The organism is Pseudomonas sp. Tul2A7 (assembly GCF_054790505.1).
In genome coordinates, this window is sequence record NZ_CP186499.1 from 3,203,307 (window position 1) to 3,218,451 (window position 15,145).

Genomic DNA, 15,145 nt, shown 5'->3' on the forward strand with positions numbered 1-15,145 from the left:
AGTCGCTGCAACACGTCCGTTGTATCTGGCGCCGATACAATTACCCGCCTAGGATACGCGACAGGTTTTCAGGGAGCTTTTGAATGAACAAGACAATGGTTGTAAGTGCACTGAGCGCAGCGCTGTTGCTGGCCGGTTGTCAGTCGGTCAACACCACCAGCGGCGGCGCCGTGGGTGTGGAGCGCAAGCAGTACATGTTCAGCATGCTGTCCTCGCAAGAGGTCGACCAGATGTATGCCCAGTCGTATCAGAAAACCGTCGGCGAGGCCTCCAGTAAAGGTGTGCTGGACAAGACCAGCCCCGAGGCCAAGCGGGTTCAGGCGATTGCCAACCGCCTGATCGCCCAGGCGCCGAACTTCCGTCCGGATGCGGCGCAATGGCAGTGGGAAGTCAATCTGATCAAGAGCGACGAGCTCAACGCCAACTGTGGTCCTGGCGGCAAGATCATTTTCTACACCGGGCTGATCGACAGCCTGAAACTCACCGACGATGAAATCGCCGCAGTGATGGGCCATGAAATTGCCCACGCCCTGCGCGAGCACGGTCGTGAAGCGATGTCCAAGGCCTACGGGATCGAAATGGCCAAGCAGGGCGCGGGTGCGTTGCTCGGTCTGGGTCAGGACAGTCTGGCGCTGGCTGACACCGTGGCCAATTACGGCATGACCCTGCCGAACAGCCGGGCTAACGAAAACGAAGCCGACCTGATCGGTCTGGAACTGGCCGCTCGTGCGGGCTACAACCCGAATGCCGCGATCACTCTGTGGAACAAGATGAGCAAGGCGTCGGAAGGTTCGCCACCGGAGTTCATGAGCACTCACCCGGCTTCGACCAGCCGGATTGCTTCGTTGCAGGCGGCGATTCCGAAGGTTATGCCGCTGTACGAACAGGCTCCGAAATCCTGAGTCGATGATCGTTCCCACGCTCTGCGTGGGAATGCCTCAAGGGACGCTCCGCGTTCCAATGGGACGCAGAGCGTCCCCGGCTGCATTCCCACGCGGAGCGTGGGAACGATCCTTCTCTCAGGGTTAAACCCAGCCGCTGCTCTGCATCGCCTTGTACACCGCAACGATCGCCAGAATCATGAACGCCGAGGCCGCGAGGCGACGGATCAGGGTCAGTGGCAGTTTGTCTGCGGCGAAGTTACCTGCCAGCACCACCGGCACGTTGGCAATCAACATGCCCGCCGTGGTACCGATAATCACCAGCCACAGATCCGGGTATTGTGCCGCGAGCATCACGGTCGCGACCTGAGTCTTGTCGCCCATTTCAGCCAGGAAGAACGCAATCAGCGTGGTCAGGAACGGCCCGAACTTGCGTGCGGTGCTGGTTTCATCGTCATCCATTTTGTCCGGAACCAGCGTCCACAGCGCCGTGGCCGTAAAACTTGCGGCGAGAATCCAGTGCAGCGTCGCATTCGAGAAGAAACTGCCGAACCAGGCGCCGACCGCACCGGCTGCTGCGTGGTTGGCCAGGGTCGCGGCGACAATCCCGGCAATGATCGGCCAGGGTTTGCGGAAGCGAGCGGCGAGAATCAGCGCGAGCAGTTGCGTCTTGTCGCCGATTTCGGCCAAGGCAACGATTGCGGTGGGAACGAGTAACGAGTCCAGCATCAGGATTTCCTAAGGGGCGGGTCGACACGGCTATGACACGTACAGCCTTCCCGCCCCGGGTAAGGTGTGCGTGTCATAGGTCTTGTCAAACCCTGCGATCCGTCTGCTGCGGACGCTTGGGTCGCATACGCCATGATCTGAGGATCAAGTATGTTGACGTATGCCGGACGAGCTTGGCGCTCGTGGGAGACTACTCCCCTAGGACGGAGCGGATTCTGCCTAGGCAAATCCGATTGAGCAAGCCTCTTTTTTAAAACAAGTTTCAGCCGCGCTTGGCCCGGTAAATCCGGAAACCATTGCCTTCAGCCTTGATCGCACACACGCCAAGATGCTCTTCGATCAGCGGTTGATACTTGAGGAAACTGTTCGCCACCAGACGCAGTTCGCCGCCGTTTTTCAGATGTTTCGCTGCTTTTCGCAGCAAGTTCTCCGTAGCGAAATAATCGGTGTGCACGCCGACGTGGAACGGTGGATTGCTCAGAATTGCATTCAAACCCATCGGTGCAGCATCGATACCGTCACCAGTCAGCACTTCAGCTTCCAGACCATTGGCCGCCAGCGTCAGACGGCTGCTGGCGGCGGCGAACGCATCGACATCGAGCAGCGTGACCTGATTGTGCGGGTAGCGACGTTTTACCGCAGCGCCCAACACGCCTGCGCCGCAACCGAAGTCGAGCAGATGGCCGCTCGGCAGTTTGTCCAGATGCTCCAGCAGCAGGGCGCTGCCGCGATCCAGGCGACCGTGGCTGAACACGCCCGGCAGGCTGATGACTTTCAGCGGACCCTCGGCCAAAGGCAATTCATAGGTCTGCGCCAGACTTTCCAGGGATTTCGCTTCAGGGGCGTTGGCCACGGTGACTTGCCAGAGCTGGCAATGACGCGCGCTGTCGAGTTTGCGTGGTTTGCCGAACGGGTTGAGCTGCTTGGACGCGCCTTCGATGCCGCTGCGTTTTTCCCCGACCAGAAACACTTCACGCCCGGCCAGACGCGAAGCCACGGCATTGAGGATGTAGGCGGTCAGATCCTTGGACTTGGGCAGAAACACCACGGCGCTGTCGAACTCGCGCTCGGGAATGTTCACGCCGAAATGGCTGCGACCCTCGAAGCGTGCGTCCAGCGCAGCTTGATCGCCGGCATGCCAGCACCAGCCGAATGCATTGGGCAGGCGCCCGAGCAAATCGTCGGCGGGCAAACCGGCCAACAACAACGAACCTTGAAACAACTCGGGCTGACGAAGCAGTACTTCACTGCGCGGATCCATAACTGCTCCTCAAAAAAAAGTGCCGCAGTTTATCAACTGACGACCCGCAGCGCCTTACCGCTGAAGAACGCCTGAGCGTTTTCGGTCAATTGGCCGACGATGCGTTGCCGTGCCTCGCGACTGCCCCAAGCGTTGTGCGGTGTGACGATCAGGCGTGGGATGTCCGCCGCGAGCAACGGATTACCCTGAGTCGGCGGTTCAACGCTCAGCACATCGGTAGCTGCGCCACCGAGGTGGCCGTTGCGCAAGGCATCGGCCAGCGCCTGCTCGTCGATCAGGCCGCCACGGGCGGTGTTGACCACGAACGCACCGGGCTTCATCGACGCCAACTCGTGAGCACCGATGAAGTGGCGCGTGTGCTCGTTGAGCGGGCAATGCAGGGTGAGGGCGTCGATTTGTGGCAGCAGTTCATCCAGCGGCAGGCGATCCGGGCGAGCAGGGCGCCCGGGAATCTGCCCGAGCAACACGCGCATGCCGAAGGCTTCGGCCAGTCGCGCTACGGCGCCGCCGAGTTCGCCATGACCGAGCAGGCCGAGGGTTTTGCCTTCCAGCTCGACAATCGGATAGTCGAGCAAACAGAACTGTTTCGCCTGCTGCCAGCGACCTTCGCCAACGGCTTTCTGGTAATCGGCCAGACGCGTGGCAAGGTTGAGCAACAGCATGATCGTGTGTTGCGCCACCGACGGCGTGCCGTAACCCTGACAGTTGCACACGGTGATGCCCTGCGCGCGGGCGGCGGCGAGGTCGACGTTGTTGGTGCCGGTGGCGGTGATCAGGATCAGTTTCAGATCAGGATTGGCTGCCATGGCGGCAGCGTCGATCATGATCTTGTTGCTGATCGCCACGGTGGCGCCTTGCAGGCGCTCGCTAACTTGCTCGGGCAATGTCTGCGCGAACAGCTGCAGATCGCTGAAACACTCACGCAGTGGACTGAGATCGAGGTCGCCGAGATCCAGCGAAGGGTGATCAAGGAATACCGCGCGGCGCGTGTTCGTCATCAACTGTACCTTTTGTGCTGTGAGCGTTGGGCGTAATCTGCCGAGCCTACCAGATGAAACAAATTGATACGCTTGGCCGAAAGGAGCCCCCATGTACTGGACCGAGTTCTTGACCGTTGCACTGATCCACTTGCTGGCCGTCGCCAGCCCCGGCCCGGACTTTGCCGTGGTGGTGCGCGAGAGCGTGACCCACGGGCGTCGCGCCGGCACCTGGACCGCGCTGGGCGTGGGCACGGCGATTTTCCTCCACGTCGGTTATTCATTGCTGGGTATCGGCCTGATCGTGTCGCAGTCGATCGTGCTGTTCAACGCCTTGAAATGGGCGGCCGCCGCTTACTTGCTGTACATCGGCTTCAAGGCGTTGCGCGCGCAACCGGCGAAAGTCGTGGCCGATGATCTGCACAAAGAGGCCGGCGTACGCACGGCGCGCGGCGCGTTCACCTCGGGCTTCGTGACCAATGGTCTGAATCCGAAAGCCACGCTGTTCTTCCTGTCGCTGTTTACCGTGGTGATCAACCCGCACACGCCGCTGGCCGTGCAGGCCGGTTACGGGATTTACCTGGCCGTTGCGACTGCGTTTTGGTTTTGTCTGGTGGCGATGCTGTTCAGCCAGCAACGTGTACGCGCCGGTTTCGCCCGCATGGGCCACTGGTTCGACCGCACTATGGGCGTGGTGCTGATCGCTCTCGGCGTGAAAATCGCGTTCACCGAGATGCACTGATCTCAGAACCGCGACTTAAACCTGTGGGAGCGAGCCTGCTCGCGAAGGCGTTGGGTCAGTCGACATTATTGGTGGCTGAAAGACCGCTTTCGCGAGCAGGCTCGCTCCCACAGGGCCTTACACCAGTTTGCTGAGCTTGCTCAGGGTATTCAGATATTCGCGGGGATTTTCCCCAAGCAAACGGCGAAACATCGCGCTCAACGCCCGCGCGCTGCCGTAACCCAAATCCTGCGCCACACGCTGCACGCTGTCCCCGGCGAGCAGGCGCGGCAGGGCTTCCATCAGGCGCAGTTGCTGGCGCCAGGCGTTGAAACTCATCTGCAATTGTTGCTGAAACAGTCGCGCCAACGTCCGTGAGCTGGCGCCGACCTGCTGCGCCCAGTCTTCCAGGGTATTGGCATGATCCGGGGTGTGCAGCAGTGCCAGACAGATGTTTTGCAGACGCCGGTCGCTGGGCATCGGAATGTGCAGCGGCAGGTTTTCCAGACTGGCGAGCTCTTCGAGCATCAACTGCTGAATCAGCGGATTGTCGGCGTGCGGCGGCCCTTGCACCGCGCGCAGGATCAGCTCGCGCAGCAGCGGCGTCACGGCCAATACGCAGCACTCTTGCAGGCTGGCGGGTGACAATTCTGGCGCGATGAACAGCGAGCGCATCTGCACATCGCCGCTCATGAAAATCTCGTGCGCCACCTCAGGTGGAATCCACACCGCACGGCTTGGCGGGATCACCCACGCGCCGGATGCCGTGACCACGCGCATGATCCCGCTGACCGCGTACAACAACTGCGCCTCGCGATGCAGGTGCAGCGGCTGGTGGGCGCCGTCCAGATAATCCCGGGGGTAGGCACTCACCGGGCCGTGTTCGAAATGGCTGATCAACATGTCTGATTCGATGACTTGCTTGGCAGGAATGCGCTTTACGGCCAACCTAGCATAGACGGCACACAACAACGTAAAGCGTGCCGCCATGAATCAATCCCGTAATGTCATTCGCTACATCAACGCCGCGCATGTGATCGATCACATGTTCATGCTGATCTTTCCCGCCGCCGTGCTCGGCATGACTCAAGCGTTCGGCCTCGACTACGCCGCGCTGATCGGCTTGTCACTGGGCGGCTTCATCGCCTTCGGCGCCTGTTCGCTGCCCGCCGGTTGGCTAGGCGATCACTGGAGTCGGCGGCAGATGATGCTGGTATTTTTCTTCGGTATCGGTGCCTCGGCGATCTTCACTGGGCTGAGCAGCAGCCCGAGCATGCTGGTGATCGGCCTGACCCTGATCGGTATTTTCGCGGCGATTTATCACCCGGTGGGCACGGCAATGCTGGTTGCTTACGCACAGAACCGTGGCCGTGAAATCGGCATCAACGGCATGTGGGGCAATCTGGGCGTGGCGTTTTCGGCGCTGATCACCGGCCTGCTGGTGGCGCAATTCGGCTGGCGCTCGGCGTTTCTGTTACCGGGTGCGGTGGCGATTGTGCTGGGTTTTGGCTTCGCCTTGCAGGTGCGCGAAGAACCGATTCCGAAGCGTGCGCACACGCCACTCAAGGGGGCCGCCGGCCAGCGTATTTCGATGGTCATGGTGTTCGGCGTGCTGGCGTTGGCCACGGCCACCGGCGGCGTGGTGTTCAACGCCACCACCATGACCTATCCGAAGCTGTTTCAGGAACGTTTGCATGAGCTGTTCGCCTCGCCGCAAACCCTCGGCGTGGTGGTCAGTCTGGCGTATGCCTTTGGCGCGGTCGCGCAGTTGAGTATTGGTCGGGTGTTGCATCGGCTCAGCCTGAAATGGCCGTTCATTGTCCTGACGCTGTGTCAGGCACCGCTGCTGTTTGCGCTGGCCTATGCCGACGGCTGGGCGGTGATCGCCCTCGGCGCAGCGTTCATGTTCGTGGTGTTTGGGCAGGTAACAGTCAACGATGCGATGGTTGCCAACTTCGTCGCCCCGCAATGGCAATCACGGGTGTTCGCCCTGCGTTACTGCTTATCGTTCGGCGCCAGTGCGACGGCGATTCCACTGATTTCCTATGTTGAACCGCGCCATGGTTTTGTAGGCTTGTACTTGATTCTCGCGGGTTTCGGCGCATTGACCTTCCTTGCAGCGGTCGTATTCCCACGGACGCCTTCCGAGGAGGCTGTAGGGCAAACGGCCTGACCTGAGACGAAAACCGGCAAATGCTGGCGCAAAGCTAGCATTTGTACGGCTTTGCAAATCATTCCTTTGGCTGATTTGGCTGGCGTATAAGGGTTCTAGAGTACCGATCTCTACGCCCAACACCGTGCAGTCAGAAAAGGGATTCTTATGTTGCAGACTCGCGTCATTCCCCCGGCCGATGGGGCCTACCAGTATCCATTGCTGATCAAGCGGCTGCTGATGTCCGGCGCCCGCTACGAGAAAACCCGCGAGATCATTTACCGCGACCAGATTCGCTATAGCTACCCGACCCTGATCGAGCGCGTGGCGCGGTTGGCCAACGTGCTGACGGCGGCCGGTGTGAAGGCCGGTGACACCGTCGCGGTGATGGACTGGGACAGTCACCGTTATCTGGAGTGCATGTTCGCGATACCAATGATTGGCGCGGTGATCCACACCATCAACGTGCGTCTGTCGCCTGAGCAGATCCTCTACACCATGAACCACGCCGAGGACCGCTTTGTGCTGGTCAACAGCGAGTTTGTCGGCCTGTATCAAGCAATTGCGCCGCACCTGACCACGGTCGAGAAAACCCTGCTGCTGACTGATCTGCCGGAAAAAATTGCCGAGTTGCCGAATCTGGTCGGCGAGTACGAGCAACTGCTGGCCGCCGCGAGTGCGCAGTACGACTTCCAGGACTTCGACGAGAACTCGGTCGCCACCACGTTCTACACCACTGGCACCACCGGCAACCCGAAAGGCGTGTATTTCACCCATCGGCAACTGGTGCTGCACACCATGGGCGTGTCGACGATCATGGGCTCCATCGACAGCGTGCGCCTGCTCGGCACCAACGATGTGTACATGCCGATCACGCCGATGTTCCACGTTCACGCCTGGGGTCTGCCATACGTGGCGACCATGTTGGGCCTGAAACAGGTTTATCCGGGGCGTTACGATCCGGAGTTTCTCGTGGAGCTGTGGCGCAAAGAGAAGGTCACCTTCTCTCACTGCGTGCCGACCATCCTGCAAATGCTGCTCAACGCCAAGGGCGCACAAGGCACCGATTTCGGCGGCTGGAAAATCGTCATTGGCGGCAGCGCGCTCAATCGCACGCTGTACGAAACCGCCAAGGCGCGCGGCATTCAGCTGACCGCCGCCTATGGCATGTCGGAAACCGGGCCGTTGGTGTCCTGTGCGCACCTCAATGACGAGTTGATGGCCGGCAGCGAAGACGAACGCACCACCTACCGGATCAAGGCCGGTGTACCCGGGCCGCTGGTGGAAGCGGCGATCGTCGATGCCGAGGGTAACTTTCTCCCGGCCGACGGCGAGACCCAGGGCGAACTGGTGCTGCGTGCGCCATGGCTCACCGAGGGCTATTTCAACGAACCGCAGAAGGGCGCCGAGCTCTGGGCCGGCGGCTGGCTGCACACCGGCGACGTCGCCACGCTCGACAGCATGGGCGTGATCGACATCCGCGACCGCATCAAGGATGTGATCAAGACCGGCGGCGAGTGGATCTCCTCGCTGGACCTCGAAGACCTGATCAGCCGTCACGTCGCGGTACGCGAAGTAGCAGTGGTGGGCATCGCCGATCCGCAGTGGGGCGAGCGTCCGTTTGCCTTGCTGGTGATCCGCGAAGGGCATGTGATCGGGGCGCGCGAGCTCAAGGAACACCTCAAGCCGTTCGTGGAACTGGGCCACCTGAGCAAGTGGGCGATTCCAAGTCAGATCGCCCTTGTTACCGAAATTCCCAAGACCAGTGTCGGCAAGCTCGACAAGAAGCGTATCCGCCTCGACATCACCGAATGGCAGGCCAACAACAGCACCTTCCTCTCGACACTTTAAGTGTCTGCTGGCGCGCCGAAACCGGCGCGCCAGACCCACCAAGCAAGCGCTTGGCTTGTGAAATCGAAAAAATCAGCCATCCTTGCCGTGCCGACATGCGTCGGACTGGCGAAAGGACTGTTCCAGAGTGGCCGGCAGCTGCAAATCACACTTTAGAGGGATCAAGCAGTACCACCTGCTGGCTATAGTCCGCTCAAGGATTTTTAAGAACGGGGCACACGCACAAATCGGGGCGATGCATTTTTGGAGTGACTTCGGGCTGTCTCTGGCACCCGGTCCTTCGGACGTTTTTAAAAGTACTCACTGCCATAACAATAATGCACATGGAGTAGCGTCGATGACCTCAGTAAACCAGTTCTGGCGCCGGGCGAAACTGCCTCTGGCAGTCAGTCTTGCCTCTTCGCTCGCCGGGCCCGCATTCGGCGTCAGTTTCAACGTCGGTGAAATCGAAGGCCAGTTCGACTCGTCCCTGTCGATCGGTGCCAGTTGGTCTACCCAGAGCCCGAACAAGAACCTCATCGGCGTCAACAACGGCGGCCATGGTCTGTCGCAGACTTCTGACGATGGCCACGCCAACTTCAAGAGCGGCGAAACCTTTTCGAAGATCTTCAAGGGCATCCATGACCTTGAACTGAAATACGGCGACACCGGCGTGTTCGTCCGTGGCAAATACTGGTACGACTTCGAACTCAAGGACGAAAGCCGCCAGTTCAAGGACATCAGCGATTCGGGTCGCAAAGAGGGCGCCAAGTCGTCCGGCGGGCAGATCCTCGACGCCTTCGTCTACCACAACTACGCGATCGCCGATCAGCCGGGTTCCGTGCGTCTGGGCAAGCAGGTGGTGAGCTGGGGTGAAAGTACCTTCATCGGCGGCGGCATCAACTCGATCAACCCGATCGACGTCTCCGCGTTCCGTCGTCCGGGCGCCGAGATCAAGGAAGGCCTGATCCCGGTCAACATGTTCTACGTGTCCCAGAGCCTGACCGAAAACCTTTCGGCCGAAGCGTTCTATCAACTGGAATGGGACCAGACCGTCGTCGACAACTGCGGCACGTTCTTCTCGCAGCCAGACATTGTGGCCGACGGTTGCAACGACAACCTGCGCGTGCTGAACAAGCGTTCGCAGATTCCCGCGATTGCTCTGGGGCCGCTTGCCGGCGCCGGTGTCAACGTCAACGAAGAGGGCGTGCTGGTGCGCCGCGGCCCGGATCGCGACGCCCGCGACAGTGGCCAGTGGGGCGCGTCCTTCAAATACATGTATGAGCCACTCGACACCGAGTTCGGCGCCTACTTCATGAATTACCACAGCCGTGCGCCGATCTTCAGCGCCACCGGCGCGCCGCAGTCGGTCTACAACACTGCCGCCTCGCTGCCAGGGCCGTTTGCGGCGCTCGCCCCGCTGCTGGTCGCGGGCAACTCGAACTACTTCATTGAATACCCTGAGGACATTCGCCTCTACGGTCTGAGCTTCTCCACCACCCTGCCCACCGGTACGGCGTGGAGCGGTGAGATCAGCTACCGTCCGAACGCGCCGGTACAACTGAACTCCACCGACATCCTGTTCGCCGGTGTGCGTCCGATCGGCGGCGCATTGACCAACGCTTCGATACTCAATGGTGTGCCGGGCCAGGATCTGCACGGTTACGAGCGCAAGGAAATCACCCAGATTCAAACGACGTTCACGCACTTCTTCGATCAGGTCATGGGCGCCAGCCGTCTGACCCTCGTCGGTGAAGTCGGCGCGACCTACGTCGGCGGTCTGGAAAGCCGTTCCGACAAGCGTTATGGCCGCGATCCGGTGTATGGCCCGGGCGAGTTGCCAGCCACTGGCGGTGTGAATACCTGCGCCAACATTCTCAACGCCAGCACCATCAACGGTGCAGGGCCGGGTTCGCCGCAGAACAACCGCAGCCGCAATTGCGACAACGACGGTTTCACCACTTCGATGTCGTGGGGCTATCGCGGCCGCGCCATCTGGGAATACAACGACGTCTTCGCCGGTGTGAACCTCAAGCCGAACGTGGCCTGGTCCCACGACGTCAGCGGTTACTCGCCAGGCCCTGGCGGCAACTTCGAGGAAGGTCGCAAAGCGGTCAGCCTGGGCGTCGACGCCGAGTACCAGAACACCTACACCGCGAGCCTGGCTTACACCAACTTCTTTGACGGCAAGTACACCACTGTGGATGACCGCGACTTCGTTGCGCTCAGCTTCGGCGTGAACTTCTAAGCACTGCATTCAGGACGAACGAATTTATGAAAATAACAAAGAGTCTGTTCCACGCCGGTGTTCTGGGCCTGTCGCTGCTGGCGACCGGCGTCATGGCCGCGGTGCCTGCTGCCGAAGCCGACAAACTGGGCAAGAGCCTGACGCCGATGGGCGCCGAAATGGCCGGTAACGCCGACGGTTCGATCCCGGCGTGGAAGCCGCTGCCGAAGAACGCCGGCTCGGTCGACAGCAAGGGTTTCCTGTCCAATCCATACGCCAGTGAGCAACCGCTGTTCACCATCACGGCGAAAGACGTCGACAAGTACAAGGACAAGCTGGCGCCGGGTCAGTACGCGATGTTCAAGCGTTACCCGGAAACCTTCAAGATGCCGGTCTACCCATCCCATCGCGGCGCGACCGTGCCGGATGACGTATTCGCCGCCATCAAGAAAAATGCCACCACCACCAACCTGGTGTCTGGCGGCAACGGTCTGGAAAACTTCGACACCGCCGTACCATTCCCGATTCCTAAAACCGGTGTGGAAGTGATCTGGAACCACATCACTCGCTACCGCGGTGGCAGCGTGACCCGTCTGGTGACCCAGGCAACGCCGCAACCGAACGGCTCGTATAGCCTGGTGTACTTCCAGGATCAGTTCGTGTTCCGCGACAAGATGAAGGACTACGATCCGGCGAACCCGGGCAACATCCTGTTCTACTTCAAGCAGAAAGTGACCGCGCCGGCGCGTCTGGCCGGCGGTGTGCTGCTGGTGCACGAGACCCTTGACCAGGTAAAAGAGCCACGTTCGGCGTGGGTCTACAACGCCGGCCAGCGTCGTGTGCGTCGGGCGCCACAAGTGTCCTACGACGGCCCGGGTACTGCGGCGGATGGCCTGCGTACCTCCGACAACCTCGACATGTTCAACGGTGCACCGGATCGCTACGACTGGAAACTCGAAGGCAAGAAAGAGATGTATATCGCCTCCGACAGCTACAAGCTCGACGACCCGAAACTGAAGTACGCCGACATCATCAAGGCCGGCCACATCAACCAGGACCTGGCGCGTTACGAGCTGCGCCGCGTCTGGCATGTGGTTGCCACCTTGAAAGAAGGTCAGCGCCACATCTACGCCAAACGTGACTTCTACATTGACGAAGATACCTGGCAGGCTGCGGTGATCGATCACTACGACGGTCGTGGTCAGCTGTGGCGCGTCGCTGAAGCACACGCGGAGAACTACTACGACAAGCAAGTGCCGTGGTACGCGCTGGAAACCCTTTACGACTTGCAGTCCGGCCGTTATCTGGCACTGGGCATGAAGAACGAAGAGAAGAGTGCGTATGACTTCGGCTTCACGGCCACCACCAGTGATTTCACCCCGGCTGCACTGCGTCAGGATGGTGTCCGCTAACCCGCTGTAACCCGAGGCCGCATCCTCGTGAAAACGCCCCGACTGGTTCGGGGCGTTTTTTTTGCTTTTGTAGGGGGGAGCTACAGGAGGGTGTAGCCTTTTTGTAGCCATTTGTAGCAGCAACCTTCATAACCGGTTCGTTTAAGGCTAGTCTGCGGACATCTGCAATGCCGCCAACAGCAATTCGAACAAGAGCCGGCCATGACCGATCTGTCCCCACTTCCGGGTCCCGCAAGCGTTGCCGTCGCGGCACTGGACGGGCGTTTTTTTCGCCCGCCGTTGCCTGACGGCTATGTCTTGCGACCACGCCTTTGCGAGCGCCTGCAGGCCGGGCTCGCTGGGCGCCTGTTGCTGGTCAGTGCTCCCGCCGGGTTCGGCAAGAGCTCGCTGGCAGTGGAGTTCTGTCAGAGTCTGCCGGCGCACTGGCAAAGCCTCTGGCTGGGGCTGAGCCCTCGTGACAGCGACCCCGGACGCTTTCTTGAGCGTTTGCTCGAAGGCTTGCAGGACTACTTTCCGCAACTGGGCAGTCGCGCACTCGGCCTGCTGAAAATGCGTCAACGCCATCAGCCATTTGCCTTCGAAGAATGGCTCGACGGCTTGCTCGATGAGTTGACCCTGCACCTCGATCCCGCCAAGCCGTTGCTGCTGGTGCTCGACGACTATCATCTTGCACAAGGTCCGGTACTCGACCGCTGTCTGCAGTTTTTCCTCAATCATTTGCCCGATGGATTGCTGGTGATGGTGACCAGTCGCCAGCGCCCGGACTGGCATCTGGCACGTTTGCGCCTGTCCCGGCAGTTGCTGGAGCTGCATGAGCAGGATCTGCGCCTGACCCACGACGAAGCGCTGACCTTGCTCGATCGCCACAGCAGTTCCCTGCGCGGTGAGGCACTGGAAAACCTGATCCAGCGCAGCGAAGGCTGGGTCGCCGGTTTGCGTTTCTGGTTGCTGGCGGTGTCCGAAGCGGGCAGCGATGCGGCGCTGCCACAAGCGCTGAACGGCGGGGAAGGGCTGATCCGCGATTATCTGCTGGAAGAAGTCATCGATTGCCTGCCCGCCGAAGTGCAGGCCTTTCTCTACGACACCGCACCACAAGAGCGTTTTTGCAGCGAACTGTGCGATGCCGTCCGTGAAGCTCACGACAGTGCCGAAATTCTGCGTTTCCTGCTGGCGCATCAGGTGTTTCTGGTGCCGCTGGACGAGCACGGCCACTGGTATCGCTATCACCATCTGTTCTCGGATCTGCTGCGCAGCAGGCCGATTGCGCAAGCGATGGTGCCGACTGCCACGTTGCACCTGCGCGCCTGTCGCTGGTTCAACGCGCAGGGGCTGCTGGATGAGGCGGTCGAACAGGCGTTGCGCGCCGGCCATCTCGATGTGGCGGCGAATCTGGTGCAGAACCTTTCCGAAGAACAACTGCTGGCCGAGCAGAACGTCGGCATGCTGCTGCGCTGGAAAATGGACTTGCCCGACAGTCTGCTGATCAGCACGCCGCGGTTGATCGTTCTCTATAGTTGGGCGTTGGGGCTGGCCTGTCAGCTCGATGCCGCCGAAGAGTTGTCCAGCCATCTGAGCCGTTTCCTGCCGGCGCCATCGGCCACGGCGCAAAAGTCGATGCTGGCGCAATGGCTGGCGTTGAGCGGGATCATTGCCCGTGGCCGCGGCCATCGTGAGTTGACCCTCAGGTATTGCAGCGAAGCGTTGGAAAGCCTGCCGGCCAAGCGCTATGGCCAGCGGCTGATGTGTTTATCGACCTTGTCCAATCTGGCCATTGCCGACGGCGATCTGTGGCGCGCACGTGGACTTAACCGCGAATCCCTGGAGTTGGCGCAGCGCGTCGGCAATCCGTTGTTCGAAGCGCTGGCGCACTACGATCGTGCGCGGGTGTTGCAGGCTCGCGGCGAAATCCTGCGTGCTCTCGATGAAGTCCATCAGGGCCTGGAGCGCTTGCGCGGCTTGTCGCCACAACGCCTGTATGCGGTGCGCGCAAGGCTGACGTTGTATGAAGGTTTTCTGTTGGCCATGCGCTTGCAGCCTCAAGCGGCACGCGTGCGTTTGTTGGCCGGAATCGGCGAGGCACGCGCCTGTCGCGACATCAGCGTATTGATCGGCCACTGCGTGATCGCTCGACTGGACGGCAGCAGTGGCGAGTTCGCCAAGGCCTTTGCCGAACTCGCCGAAGCCGAACGCCTGATGCATATCTGGGACGTGCCGCCGATCTACTATCTGGCGATGATCACGCTGGTCAAATGTGAACTGTGGCTGGCGCAGGGCCGCACCGATCTGGCCGAGGCGTGGCTGGCGCGATTGGGGCAGACCTATACTGGCGAGCGCGCCGCTGCGCCGCCGGAGTTTCATCCACAGCTGCCTTTGCATGTTGAACTGCAACAGGCGTTGCTGGACCTGATTCAAGGGCAACCCATGCTCGCCGAGGGGCGGTTGAACGTATTGCATGAAAACGGTCAGCAAACCGGGCGACAGTTGCTCAGTGTGATGGCGTTGACGCAGAAGGTGGCGTTGCTGTTGGCGGGCGCACGCGAGCCCGAAGCGCGTAAAGCGTTGCACCAGGCGTTGGAGGCCGCAACCGGCGGCGTGCTGCAGCCATTCGATGCCTTGCTCAGAGAGCATGCAGATTGGTTGCGCGGGCAACTGGCGTTGAGCGCTTCGAGCGATGTCAGCCAGCAGTTGCTCGTGCATCTTCCGCTACCTGCCACTCGTTCGGTTGCGGATCCGGTAGCAGCCGAGCAACTCAGCAGTCGAGAGCTGGCGGTGCTTCGCCTGATCGCACTGGGCTGTTCAAACCAGGAAATCAGCGAACAGCTGTTCATCTCGTTACATACGGTGAAAACCCACGCAAGTCACATCAATAGCAAGTTGGGCGTCGAGCGGCGCACACAGGCGGTCGCACGGGCTAAGGGGCTAGGACTGCTCACCTGACGGCCATAAGACTGACCC

Annotated in this window: 11 protein-coding genes and 1 riboswitch; of the genes, 7 read left to right on the plus strand and 4 right to left on the minus strand. The window is 60.7% G+C overall.

The window, feature by feature from the left end:
* Positions 1-83 precede the first annotated feature (83 nt).
* Positions 84-902: a M48 family metallopeptidase gene (locus tag ACOYXJ_RS14530; RefSeq protein ID WP_122599128.1), complete on the plus strand. Its 819-nt coding sequence runs from the start codon at positions 84-86 to the stop codon at positions 900-902.
* Between the two features lie 123 nt (positions 903-1,025).
* Here the strand turns inward: ACOYXJ_RS14530 and ACOYXJ_RS14535 are convergent, their stop codons facing one another.
* From ACOYXJ_RS14535 to ACOYXJ_RS14545, 3 genes are all read right to left on the minus strand, one after another.
* Positions 1,026-1,610 (minus strand): TMEM165/GDT1 family protein, encoded by a 585-nt coding sequence (locus ACOYXJ_RS14535; RefSeq protein ID WP_007912813.1) that lies wholly within the window; start codon positions 1,608-1,610, stop codon positions 1,026-1,028.
* 87 nt (positions 1,611-1,697) lie between these two features.
* Positions 1,698-1,822: riboswitch (yybP-ykoY riboswitch) on the minus strand.
* A gap of 50 nt (positions 1,823-1,872) precedes the next feature.
* On the minus strand, positions 1,873-2,871 hold the full coding sequence (locus ACOYXJ_RS14540) for a methyltransferase (RefSeq protein WP_460370093.1): 999 nt from the start codon (positions 2,869-2,871) through the stop codon (positions 1,873-1,875).
* A gap of 32 nt (positions 2,872-2,903) precedes the next feature.
* A complete protein-coding gene (locus tag ACOYXJ_RS14545; protein WP_460370095.1) occupies positions 2,904-3,869 on the minus strand; it encodes a 2-hydroxyacid dehydrogenase in 966 nt (321 codons plus the stop codon).
* A gap of 91 nt (positions 3,870-3,960) precedes the next feature.
* Here ACOYXJ_RS14545 and ACOYXJ_RS14550 point away from each other — a divergent pair, with 91 nt between their 5' ends.
* Entirely contained in the window at positions 3,961-4,590 is a 630-nt protein-coding gene (locus tag ACOYXJ_RS14550) for a LysE family translocator (RefSeq protein ID WP_460370097.1), read from the plus strand.
* Between the two features lie 117 nt (positions 4,591-4,707).
* On the opposite strand, the gene ACOYXJ_RS14555 is transcribed toward ACOYXJ_RS14550, so the two are convergent.
* Complete coding sequence (locus ACOYXJ_RS14555; RefSeq protein WP_460372955.1) at positions 4,708-5,472, minus strand: AraC family transcriptional regulator; 765 nt, start codon at positions 5,470-5,472, stop codon at positions 4,708-4,710.
* A gap of 85 nt (positions 5,473-5,557) precedes the next feature.
* Here ACOYXJ_RS14555 and ACOYXJ_RS14560 point away from each other — a divergent pair, with 85 nt between their 5' ends.
* The 5 genes from ACOYXJ_RS14560 to ACOYXJ_RS14580 all read left to right on the plus strand — a co-directional run bounded on the left by ACOYXJ_RS14560 (position 5,558) and on the right by ACOYXJ_RS14580 (position 15,127).
* Entirely contained in the window at positions 5,558-6,742 is a 1,185-nt protein-coding gene (locus tag ACOYXJ_RS14560; RefSeq protein WP_460370099.1) for an MFS transporter, read from the plus strand.
* A 147-nt stretch (positions 6,743-6,889) separates the two neighbouring features.
* Positions 6,890-8,572, plus strand: a complete 1,683-nt coding sequence (locus ACOYXJ_RS14565) for a fatty acid--CoA ligase (protein WP_460370101.1) — start codon at positions 6,890-6,892, stop codon at positions 8,570-8,572.
* A 337-nt stretch (positions 8,573-8,909) separates the two neighbouring features.
* Complete coding sequence (locus ACOYXJ_RS14570; RefSeq protein ID WP_150795601.1) at positions 8,910-10,799, plus strand: DUF1302 domain-containing protein; 1,890 nt, start codon at positions 8,910-8,912, stop codon at positions 10,797-10,799.
* A 26-nt stretch (positions 10,800-10,825) separates the two neighbouring features.
* Positions 10,826-12,190 (plus strand): DUF1329 domain-containing protein, encoded by a 1,365-nt coding sequence (locus ACOYXJ_RS14575; RefSeq protein ID WP_007912796.1) that lies wholly within the window; start codon positions 10,826-10,828, stop codon positions 12,188-12,190.
* Positions 12,191-12,391: 201 nt separating this feature from the next.
* The gene (locus ACOYXJ_RS14580; RefSeq protein WP_150795602.1) at positions 12,392-15,127 is read left to right on the plus strand and encodes a LuxR C-terminal-related transcriptional regulator; all 2,736 of its coding nucleotides are present in this window, start codon (positions 12,392-12,394) and stop codon (positions 15,125-15,127) included.
* Positions 15,128-15,145 lie beyond the last annotated feature (18 nt).

What these genes read in the sequence shown, in the direction of transcription:
- ACOYXJ_RS14570 (WP_150795601.1), top strand. Translation starts at nt 8,910, where the DNA reads ATGACCTCAGTAAACCAGTTCTGGCGCCGGGCGAAACTGCCTCTGGCA.
- ACOYXJ_RS14535 (WP_007912813.1), bottom strand. Translation starts at nt 1,610, where the DNA reads ATGCTGGACTCGTTACTCGTTCCCACCGCAATCGTTGCCTTGGCCGAA.
- ACOYXJ_RS14550 (WP_460370097.1), top strand. Translation starts at nt 3,961, where the DNA reads ATGTACTGGACCGAGTTCTTGACCGTTGCACTGATCCACTTGCTGGCC.
- ACOYXJ_RS14575 (WP_007912796.1), top strand. Translation starts at nt 10,826, where the DNA reads ATGAAAATAACAAAGAGTCTGTTCCACGCCGGTGTTCTGGGCCTGTCG.
- ACOYXJ_RS14530 (WP_122599128.1), top strand. Translation starts at nt 84, where the DNA reads ATGAACAAGACAATGGTTGTAAGTGCACTGAGCGCAGCGCTGTTGCTG.
- ACOYXJ_RS14565 (WP_460370101.1), top strand. Translation starts at nt 6,890, where the DNA reads ATGTTGCAGACTCGCGTCATTCCCCCGGCCGATGGGGCCTACCAGTAT.
- ACOYXJ_RS14545 (WP_460370095.1), bottom strand. Translation starts at nt 3,869, where the DNA reads ATGACGAACACGCGCCGCGCGGTATTCCTTGATCACCCTTCGCTGGAT.
- ACOYXJ_RS14560 (WP_460370099.1), top strand. Translation starts at nt 5,558, where the DNA reads ATGAATCAATCCCGTAATGTCATTCGCTACATCAACGCCGCGCATGTG.
- ACOYXJ_RS14555 (WP_460372955.1), bottom strand. Translation starts at nt 5,472, where the DNA reads ATGTTGATCAGCCATTTCGAACACGGCCCGGTGAGTGCCTACCCCCGG.
- ACOYXJ_RS14540 (WP_460370093.1), bottom strand. Translation starts at nt 2,871, where the DNA reads ATGGATCCGCGCAGTGAAGTACTGCTTCGTCAGCCCGAGTTGTTTCAA.
- ACOYXJ_RS14580 (WP_150795602.1), top strand. Translation starts at nt 12,392, where the DNA reads ATGACCGATCTGTCCCCACTTCCGGGTCCCGCAAGCGTTGCCGTCGCG.